Consider the following 9,019-nt stretch of genomic DNA (forward strand, 5'->3'; position numbering starts at 1 on the left):
CATGACTACTGCAACGCAAGCACCGTTTGAACCCAAGACGCCTGCCGGCCGCATCACCAACTTTGTTGATGAGCGCGTTGGCGGATCGGGAATCCTGCGTGAATTCGGCCGGAAGGTCTTCCCCGACCACTGGTCCTTCATGTTCGGCGAAGTGGCACTGTACTCCTTCGTCATCCTGCTGCTCTCGGGCACCTTCCTGACGTTCTTCTTTGACCCGTCAATGGCCGAGACCCACTACACCGGTCCGTACGTGCCGCTCAAGGGCGTGGAAATGTCAGTCGCTTATGACTCGACACTCCGCCTGTCCTTTGAAATTCGTGGCGGCCTGTTCATGCGCCAGGTCCACCACTGGTCGGCACTGCTCTTCGTCGCCTCGGTAGCCGTGCATATGCTGCGCGTCTTCTTCACCGGCGCGTTCCGCAAGCCCCGTGAAATGAACTGGGTTGTTGGCGGTGTCCTGCTCATCCTCTCGCTGGCTGCGGGCTTCACCGGCTACTCACTGCCCGATGACCTGCTCTCAGGAAACGGCCTGCGCATCATCGACGGCGTGGTGAAGTCCATTCCGATCGTTGGAACCTACATCTCCTTCTTCCTGTTTGGTGGCGAATTCCCCGGAACGGCCATCATTGGCCGGCTCTACATGATGCACATCATGCTGGTGCCTGCGATGATCTTGTTGATGATCGCCATCCACTTGTTCATGGTTGTCATTCACAAGCACACCCAGTACCCCGGCCCGGGACGCAACGACCGCAACGTCGTCGGCTATCCCCTCGGCCCGGTATATGCAGCGAAGGCTGGCGGCTTCTTCTTCATCGTCTTTGGCATCATCGCCGCCATCTCCGCGTTCATCCAGATCAACCCGGTGTGGAACTACGGCCCGTATGACCCCTCCCCCGTTTCCGCAGGCACTCAGCCTGACTGGTACATCGGTTGGGTTGATGGCGCCCTGCGCCTCATGCCGGGCTGGCTGTTCAACATCCCGATGGAATGGCACATCCCGTTCCCCTGGGGCGTGAACACACTGACGCTGAACGTTCTCGCACCGGCACTGATCCCCGCCGGTATCGTGTTCACCTTGCTGTTCATGTACCCGTGGATCGAACGCTGGGTCACCCGCGATAACCGCGAGCACCACGTGCTTGACCGACCGCGCAACGCTCCGACCCGCACCGCCATTGGCGTTGCAGGCTTCATCTTCTACTGCGTCATGTGGGCAGCAGCAAGCTCCGACTTGATCGCCACGCACTTTGAGGTTGCCCTCAACGACGTGACGTACTGGTTGCGTGCACTGTTCTTCATCGGCCCGATCCTCGGCTTCATCGTGACCAAGCGCGTGGCCCTGGCGCTGCAGCGCAAGGACCGCGAGATCGCCCTGCACGGCCGGGAAACCGGACGCATTGTGCGCCTGCCGCACGGTGAGTTCCAGGAGATCCACGCACAGCTCGATGACTACAAGCGCTACAAGCTGGTTGGTTACGAGTCTCCGCTGCCCGAGGACGGCATCCCGAACGACAACGGGATTGTCACGAAGAAGGAAAACCTGCGTGCCAAGCTCAGCAGCTTCTTCTTCGAGGACCGCGTGGCACCGGCCACCCCTTCAGAACTTGAAGCCGGCCACCACCACGAGGCAATCGACGCCAGTCATGTGGCCGAGAAGGCACTCCCGCACTAACAGCTTTACCTAGAAAGGCCGTGAGGCGCTTCCCGCAAGGGAATCACCTCACGGCCTTTTTATTGCCCGCTACCGCTCCCCCGCTCACTTGGGGGGCGGGTCTGACTCGGCGGGGACTAGTACATGCGGCGCGGGCGGACTCCGGGGCGCTGCAGGGGAACCCTGAGTTTGTAGCGGTCGGCCCGGTAGAACGACACCGAGTAGTCCACGGAGGACCTGTTCACGAAGGCGTGCCGCTCGGTCCGCAGCACCGGGGCGCCGACGTCGATCATCAACAGCCTGGCAATGGAGGGTGTGGCCGCATTGGCCTCAATGGTGTCCTCGCCCCATTCGATGACCAGCCCGTACCGTTCCCCCAGAAAGTTATAAAGTGACGACGGCGGACCCGCGTCAAGGATTCCCGGCACCCGCCAGGCGGGAATGAAGTTCTCGTCCACGCTCATGGGCTCCTCGTCCGCGAGCAGCAGGCGACGCAGGCGGATGACCGGCTGGCCCTCTTCGAGCTGCAGCTCGCGCCCCAGCCGGGCTGTGGCGGGGATCTGCTCAAAGGCCAGCACCCTGGCCGAGGGACGCATGCCGCGCCTGACCATTTCCTCCGAGTAGGACGTGAGTTTGAGGGTCACATCCAGCTTGGTGCGGGCCACGAAGGTCCCTATGCCGACAACACGTTCCAGAAGCTCCTCCTCGACGAGGGCCTCGACGGCGTGGCGCAGGGTCATGCGGGCCACGCCAAAGTGCGTGGCCATATCCCGTTCGGATGGCAGCTGCCGTCCCGCCTTGCTGTGCTTGAGGATGTAGTTGCGCAGCAGGTCCCGCAACTGAATGTGGACGGAGACAGGTGACTCCCTGTCCAACTCCCCCGGAATGTCTGTCGCCGGCGGCACTAAATAGCCCATGAAACTCCTCTGTTGACCTGTACCAGCCTAAAACACGACTACTCTCTATACAGAAACATCAACTGCCTAGGAGTCCCACCATGTACACCCGCAAAGCCACAGTGGCGGCCAGCGTAGGCTTGCACGCCCGTCCCGCCGCGGTATTTGTGAGAGCGGTCAACCGGACCGGCTTGCCCGTAACCCTCGCCAAGGACGGCCAGCCGGCGGTGGATGGCCGTTCGCTGCTGGCAGTGATGAGCGCCGACTTCCAGCAGGGCGAGGAGATTGAGATCGGCGTCGGAGCCTGCAATGCCGACGCGCAGGCAGTACAGGCCGCTGTGGACGAATTGGCGGCACTTCTGGTCACGGACCTGACGGACGCGTCCTAGCCCCGCAGGCTCCCACGCAGGGTCCCGTGGGATGCCCTGCGTGGAGCCAGGCCAGGACAAATGGCACAAAAAAAGGGGTTGTCCCCACCAGACGGTGGGGACAATCCCCTATTCATGAGTTTGGCCGGCTGCCGTGGCAGCCGCCCAAACCATTGAGAACCACAGTAAAACCTAGTGTGCGTGGTCTCCGCGGCTGTATTCATAAACCCAGCCAACGAGTGCGATGACGGCCAGGCCGGCGCCGAACAAGAAGACCCACCAACCAACGGCCAAGCCCAGGAAACCTGATGCACAAGCAAGACCCAGGACCAGCGGCCACCAGCTCCAGGGGCTAAAGTGACCCTGTTCGCCGGAACCTTCATGGACTTCAGCATCCAAACGGTCCTCGGGACGGGGACCTATGCGGTTGCCTGTGTAGTAGACGTACACGCCAATCATCAAGCACAGGGCGGCCAGCAGGAAGATCGCCAGGTAACCGACGTGTTCGTGCCAGTCTGTCATGAAGCCGTAAACAATGGCCACGGGGACGAAGAATGCTCCCAGCAGCAGGAAGAGCCAAGCTTCTACCTTCACTTTGTAGCTCCCTTCGAGGATGCAGCCACCGGCTGTGCGGCAGGCACGTAATGCGGCGCCAGCTCAGGATGGTGAAGATCCAGGGCCGGACGCTCCGAACGGATACGGGGCAAGGAGGTGAAGTTGTGACGCGGCGGCGGGCAGGATGTTGCCCATTCCAGTGAGGCACCGAAGCCCCAGGGATCGTCAACTTCGACCTTCTTGCCACTGCGCCAGGTGATGTACACATTCCAGAACCACGGAATCATGGATGCACCAAGGACGAACGAGGAGATGGTGGAGAACTGGTTCATCCACGTGAAGTTGTCTTCAACCAAGTAGTCGGCGTAACGGCGCGGCATGCCCAGGACACCCAGCCAGTGCTGAATGAGGAACGTACCGTGGAAGCCAAGGAACAGGAGCCAGAAGTGGATCTTGCCCAGACGCTCGTTGAGCATGCGTCCCGTGAACTTGGGCCACCAGAAGTAGAAGCCTGCGAACATTGCGAACACCACGGTGCCAAAGACCACGTAATGGAAGTGGGCAACCACGAAGTAGGTATCCGAAACGTGGAAGTCCAGCGGAGGCGACGCCAAGATGATGCCCGTCAGGCCACCAAAGAGGAAGGTGATCATGAAGCCCAGGCTCCAGAGCATCGGCGTTTCGAAGGTCAGCGAACCCCGCCACAACGTGCCAATCCAGTTGAAGAACTTCACACCCGTTGGTACGGCGATCAGCATCGTCATGAAGGAGAAGAACGGCAGCATGACCTGGCCTGTGACGTACATGTGGTGGGCCCACACCGTTACGGACAGCGCAGCAATGGAAATCGTCGCAAAGACAAGGCCCTTGTAACCGAAGATTGGCTTTCGGCTGAAGACGGGGAAGATCTCAGAGACAATGCCGAAGAATGGCAGCGCAATGATGTAAACCTCCGGGTGGCCGAAGAACCAGAACAGGTGCTGCCACAGCATGGCACCGCCATACTGTGCATCAAATATGTGAGCTCCGAAGCGCCGATCAGCACCGAGTGCGAACAGTGCTGCTGCCAGCGGCGGGAACGCCATCAAGACCAAGATGGCCGTAACGAGGGTGTTCCAGGTGAAGATCGGCATGCGCCACATGGTCATGCCGGGGGCACGCAGGCAAATGATCGTGGTGATGAAGTTGACGGAACCCAGGATGGTTCCGAAGCCTGAGAGCGCCAGGCCGAAGACCCACAAGTCGCCGCCCACACCGGGGCTGAACGTCGTGTTTGACAGCGGCGCGTAAGCGAACCAGCCGAAGGCTGCAGCACCCTGCGGGGTGATGAAACCTGACACTGCAATGGTGCTGCCGAAGAGGAAGAACCAGAAAGCCAGTGCGTTCAGTCGCGGGAAGGCGACGTCGGGAGCACCGATCTGCAGGGGCATGATGACGTTGGCGAAGCCGGCAAAGAGGGGTGTTGCAAACATGAGCAGCATGATGGTGCCGTGCATGGTGAACAACTGGTTGTACTGGTCCTTGGTCTGCAGGATCTGCATTCCAGGCTCAAACAGTTCTGCACGGATGATGAGCGCCATGACGCCACCGAGGCAGAAGAAGATGAATGATGCAATCAGGTACATGTACCCAATGGTCTTGTGGTCGGTTGAGGTGATCCAGTTGACGACAATGCGTCCCTTGGATACCGGAACCACCCTGGGAGCAACCGAATTAATTTCGGTTGCCGAGTACTCGAGCGTAGACACTTTCCCCTTCCCCCCTAGTCCTTATTGGTGTTGGAATTGAGATTGGGATTGCGGTCATACTTCGCACCAAGCTCGCCGGTCTGGCCCTTGGCCTTCAACGAAGCCAGGTGTGCGTCGAACTCGGCCTGCGTCACAACCTTGACGTTGAACAGCATTTCCGAGTGGTATTCGCCGCAAAGCTCTGCACACTTGCCATCGTACGCGCCCAGCGCCGTGGGCGTCAGGGTCATGTAATTAGTCTTGCCCGGGAGCATGTCCTTCTTGTCAAGGAACGCAGGAACCCAGAAGGAATGAATCACGTCACGAGAGTTCAGCTTCAGCTCAACAGATCGGTTCACGGGCAAATACAGTGTGGGCAGCTTCGACTTGTCGAACGGCTTGCCGTCAAGTTCAGCCTGGACGCCTACGGAGTACACGGACTCCTTGACGTCGTTGCCGGCCAGGTAGTTGAAGTCGAATGACCACTGCTTGGCGCGGACGTCGATTGTCACGTCCGGGTTGGCATCGCGTGCGTTGATGGACTTCTGCTCCACGTCGGTGAAGTGGAAGAACACCAGCACCATGAACAACGGCACCAACACATAGAAAACCTCCAACGGGAGGTTGTAGCTGGTCTGACGCGGGAAGCCTGTGGCACCCTTGCGACGACGGTAGGCGATGATGCACCAAATGATCAAGGCCCAGGTGATCAGACCAATGATCAAGACGGTGATCCATGAGTTGACCCATAGATCGATGATTCCCGCCGTGTGATTGGTGGTGTCACGTTCGGCTGGCAACCAGCCGTTCTTACTCTCTGCCGTGCATCCTGACAAAGCTAACGCTCCGGCAACAGCCAACCCTGTGATGGGGATGACTCTTGCGCGTCGGCTGCCGGTTCGGTCCTGCGAACTCACAGACGGCCCTTCCTCTTGTTACTGCGCCCCGCAGCGGTTAATGGGCCGCCGGGAACTAAATGGGTTTTACTACTCGATGTAGAGCTTACCGCTACGGCACGCAAAATGCGCACAAAACCCTCCGTGCGTCGGATGTCCCTCAAGAAACTCTTTTGGGCAGCCCCACATCGAGCAGCAGACTTTACTTAGTGGAACGAATCGCCGCAGGCGCAAGAGCCGCCGGCGTTGGGGTTGTCGATGGTGAAACCCTGCTTTGAAATGGTGTCTTCAAAGTCAATGCTGGCACCATCGAGGTACGGCACGCTCATCTTGTCAATGACAACTTCGACGCCGTCAAAGTCACGAACGGCGTCGCCGTCGAGCATGCGCTCATCGAAGTAGAGCTGGTAGATCAGGCCTGAGCAGCCGCCCGGCTGGACCGCAACACGCAAACGCAGGTCGGTGCGCCCTTCCTGCTCCAGCAGGCTGCGCACCTTGCCGGCGGCAACGTCGCTGATCAGCACACCGTGGGAGGGCAGTTCAGCCTCCGCCACAGCGGCGGATGAGGTTTCTTCGTGGACCTTTTCAGTCATGGCATTTCCTTACGTGGGGGTACTACTACATGCTACGTCGAGCCCGGGCGGGCCGTTAACTTATCTCAACCCGAAAGTCATGTGGTCTGTTCCCTATGACACGCCCGATGGCTGCCCCAGGGCGCCCTGGTTGATGGCCGCCAACAACAGCGACTGTGCCACGATGGCCTTTTCGAAGTCGCCCAGGTGCAAGGACTCATTGGCACTGTGCGCCCTGGAATCCGGGTCCTCGACACCTGTGACAAGGATTTGGGCGTCGGGGTAGGTGGCCTTCAGGTCTGCGATGAACGGGATGGAACCGCCCATGCCCGTCTCGACGGCCGGCACTCCCCACGACTCACCCAGGGCCCAGAGCGCCGTCCGTGCCGCCGGGGCGTGCGTGTCGGTGGCAAAGGCCTGGCCGGCCTCGCCCGCGGTGAAACTGACCTGGGCACCAAAGGGGGCGTGCCTGAGCACGTGCGCCTCAAGGGCAGCCATGGCCGACGCCGGATCCTGGCCGGGCGCCAGGCGCAGGCTGATCTTCGCCCGGGCCGAGGCGAGAAGTGTGTTCGAACTCATGTCCACGGACGGGATGTCCATGCCGATGACCGACAGCGCCGGCTGCGTCCACAGGCGGGAGGTGATGCTGCCGTGCCCGGCCAGCTGTACGCCGTCGAGCACGGCGGCGTCGGCACGGAAAGCCGCTTCGGGGTAATCGACCTCGGTCTCCCCTCCCCGGTGCAATCCCTCGACGGCGACGGAACCTTTGTCGTCGTGGAAGGTGGCGATGAGCCGCGCCATCAGGGTGGGGGCGTCAAGGATGGGTCCGCCGAACATGCCAGAGTGCACGGCATGCCCGGTGACCCGGACCTCCACTGTGCCGTCGACGAGTCCGCGCAGGCTGGTGGTCAGGGCGGGGATGCCCACCTGCCAGTTGGCGGAGTCGGCCACGATGATCACGTCTCCCGAGAGCAGGTCGCGGTGCGTTTCAAGGAAACGGGCGAAGGTGGGCGAACCGGCCTCCTCCTCGCCCTCGATGAAGAACGTGACGCCGACGCCGAAGGTGTCACCCAGCGTTTCGGTGATGGCCCGGAACGATGCAATGTGGGCCATGATGCCGGCTTTGTCGTCGGCTGCGCCGCGGCCGTACAGGCGGCCGTCGCGTTCCCGGGCAACGAAAGGCGCACTGTCCCATAACGCGCTGTCGCCCGGGGGCTGCACATCGTGGTGGGCATAGAGCACCACGGTGGGCATGCCCGGCGCGGCGACCTTCCTTGCGACGACGGCGGGACCCCCCTGGCCGCCGTCGTCCTTGGGAACACGCAGGATCTGCACGTCATCGAGGCCCGTGGAACGGACAAGTTCGGCAACGGATTCGGCGCTGCGCTCAAGCTGCTCGGCGTCGAAGGCGTTCCATGCAATGCCGGGGATGGCGACAAGGTCGACCAGTTCGGCGACAGTCGCCTCGAAGTTGCGGGAAACGCTGCCGCGCAACTCGGCAGCGGGAACGCGGGAGGCGATGTCGGAAATGTCTGGATTTACGTCGGCCGCGGTGTGGGCGGATGTATGGTGATCGGTCATGGTTGACAGACTACATGCGCGCATTTGTCCCCGGTCAAGGGAGCCGCCCGGTTCGGGGTATCCTATACGGGTGTTTGGACGTAAGAAAGATCAAGCCCCCGACCCGCAGGTGACGCCTGCCTCAGACGAGCAGATTGCCCGGTCCAAGGACCCGCAATCGGCCAAAGGCGTGCCTACGCCTTCACGCAAGGCGCAGGAAGAGGCCCGCAAGCGCCCGCTCGTGCCCAACGACCGCGCCGCCGCCAAGGTGGCCGCCCGTGACTCCCGGCGTGAGGAGCAGGCCCGCATGCGCCGCGCCCTCGACACAGGCGAGGAGCGTTTCCTGCCTATCCGCGACAAGGGTCCGCAGAAGCGCTACGCCCGTGACTACGTTGACGCACGGTTCAGCGTCGGCGAATACGTCATGTTCGCAGCCCTTGCCATCGTCCTGCTGACGCTCGTTATTCCCACCCGCAATGCCGATGGCACCTCCAACGATGCCCAGCTGATCGTCTTCGGCCTGTTCTGGGTCATGGTGGCCGGTGTGGCCGTTGACGTGTGGCTGATGTCGCGCAGGCTCAAGCGCCAGATCGCCGCCAAGTTCGGCTCCGTTGATCCCGGCGTCATCTGGTACGGCAGCATGCGCTCCATGCAGTTCCGCCGGCTGCGCCTGCCCAAGCCCATGGTGGGCCGCGGGGAATGGCCTTCCTGAGCCCCGCTCCCTGATGTGCGCGCCGGCCGCTTCCCCACGGAAGCGGCCGGCGTCATTTAACCGTGCTCCGGAGCACAAA

General features: G+C 61.5%; 9 protein-coding genes. 3 read left to right on the forward strand and 6 right to left on the reverse strand.

Annotated elements, in window-relative coordinates; translation table 11 throughout:
- Window position 1 precedes the first annotated feature (1 nt).
- Window positions 2-1,675 carry a cytochrome b gene (locus AAGW05_RS09725; protein WP_411804307.1) on the forward strand — a complete coding sequence of 558 codons (1,674 nt, stop codon included), beginning with the start codon at window positions 2-4 and terminating at the stop codon, window positions 1,673-1,675.
- Window positions 1,676-1,791: 116 nt separating this feature from the next.
- Here the strand turns inward: AAGW05_RS09725 and AAGW05_RS09730 are convergent, their stop codons facing one another.
- On the reverse strand, window positions 1,792-2,571 hold the full coding sequence (locus AAGW05_RS09730; RefSeq protein WP_411804308.1) for a GntR family transcriptional regulator: 780 nt from the start codon (window positions 2,569-2,571) through the stop codon (window positions 1,792-1,794).
- Window positions 2,572-2,651: 80 nt separating this feature from the next.
- On the opposite strand from AAGW05_RS09730, the gene AAGW05_RS09735 reads away from it, so the two are divergent.
- On the forward strand, window positions 2,652-2,939 hold the full coding sequence (locus tag AAGW05_RS09735) for an HPr family phosphocarrier protein (RefSeq protein ID WP_411804309.1): 288 nt from the start codon (window positions 2,652-2,654) through the stop codon (window positions 2,937-2,939).
- 171 nt (window positions 2,940-3,110) lie between these two features.
- Here AAGW05_RS09735 and AAGW05_RS09740 read toward each other — a convergent pair whose 3' ends face one another.
- From AAGW05_RS09740 to AAGW05_RS09760, 5 genes are all read right to left on the reverse strand, one after another.
- Window positions 3,111-3,512, reverse strand: coding sequence for a cytochrome c oxidase subunit 4 (locus tag AAGW05_RS09740; RefSeq protein WP_411804310.1), 402 nt, complete (start codon window positions 3,510-3,512; stop codon window positions 3,111-3,113).
- Window positions 3,509-5,221: a cytochrome c oxidase subunit I gene (gene ctaD, locus AAGW05_RS09745; RefSeq protein ID WP_411804311.1), complete on the reverse strand. Its 1,713-nt coding sequence runs from the start codon at window positions 5,219-5,221 to the stop codon at window positions 3,509-3,511. Before ctaD ends, AAGW05_RS09740 begins: the two co-directional genes overlap by 4 nt.
- Window positions 5,222-5,235: 14 nt before the next feature.
- Window positions 5,236-6,117, reverse strand: coding sequence for a cytochrome c oxidase subunit II (gene coxB, locus AAGW05_RS09750; protein WP_411804312.1), 882 nt, complete (start codon window positions 6,115-6,117; stop codon window positions 5,236-5,238).
- A gap of 185 nt (window positions 6,118-6,302) precedes the next feature.
- On the reverse strand, window positions 6,303-6,689 hold the full coding sequence (locus AAGW05_RS09755) for a HesB/IscA family protein (RefSeq protein WP_411804313.1): 387 nt from the start codon (window positions 6,687-6,689) through the stop codon (window positions 6,303-6,305).
- 93 nt (window positions 6,690-6,782) lie between these two features.
- A complete protein-coding gene (locus AAGW05_RS09760) occupies window positions 6,783-8,249 on the reverse strand; it encodes a dipeptidase (RefSeq protein WP_411804314.1) in 1,467 nt (488 codons plus the stop codon).
- 70 nt (window positions 8,250-8,319) lie between these two features.
- Here AAGW05_RS09760 and AAGW05_RS09765 point away from each other — a divergent pair, with 70 nt between their 5' ends.
- The gene (locus AAGW05_RS09765; RefSeq protein ID WP_411804315.1) at window positions 8,320-8,940 is read left to right on the forward strand and encodes a DUF3043 domain-containing protein; all 621 of its coding nucleotides are present in this window, start codon (window positions 8,320-8,322) and stop codon (window positions 8,938-8,940) included.
- Window positions 8,941-9,019 lie beyond the last annotated feature (79 nt).

This window comes from Arthrobacter sp. LAPM80 (assembly GCF_046736435.1).
In the GTDB taxonomy this organism is placed as follows: domain Bacteria; phylum Actinomycetota; class Actinomycetes; order Actinomycetales; family Micrococcaceae; genus Specibacter.

Excerpts from the sequence above, each read along its gene's own strand:
- AAGW05_RS09725 (WP_411804307.1), top strand. The coding sequence starts at position 2 with ATGACTACTGCAACGCAAGCACCGTTTGAACCCAAGACGCCTGCCGGC.
- AAGW05_RS09730 (WP_411804308.1), bottom strand. The coding sequence starts at position 2,571 with ATGGGCTATTTAGTGCCGCCGGCGACAGACATTCCGGGGGAGTTGGAC.
- AAGW05_RS09735 (WP_411804309.1), top strand. The coding sequence starts at position 2,652 with ATGTACACCCGCAAAGCCACAGTGGCGGCCAGCGTAGGCTTGCACGCC.
- AAGW05_RS09755 (WP_411804313.1), bottom strand. The coding sequence starts at position 6,689 with ATGACTGAAAAGGTCCACGAAGAAACCTCATCCGCCGCTGTGGCGGAG.
- AAGW05_RS09760 (WP_411804314.1), bottom strand. The coding sequence starts at position 8,249 with ATGACCGATCACCATACATCCGCCCACACCGCGGCCGACGTAAATCCA.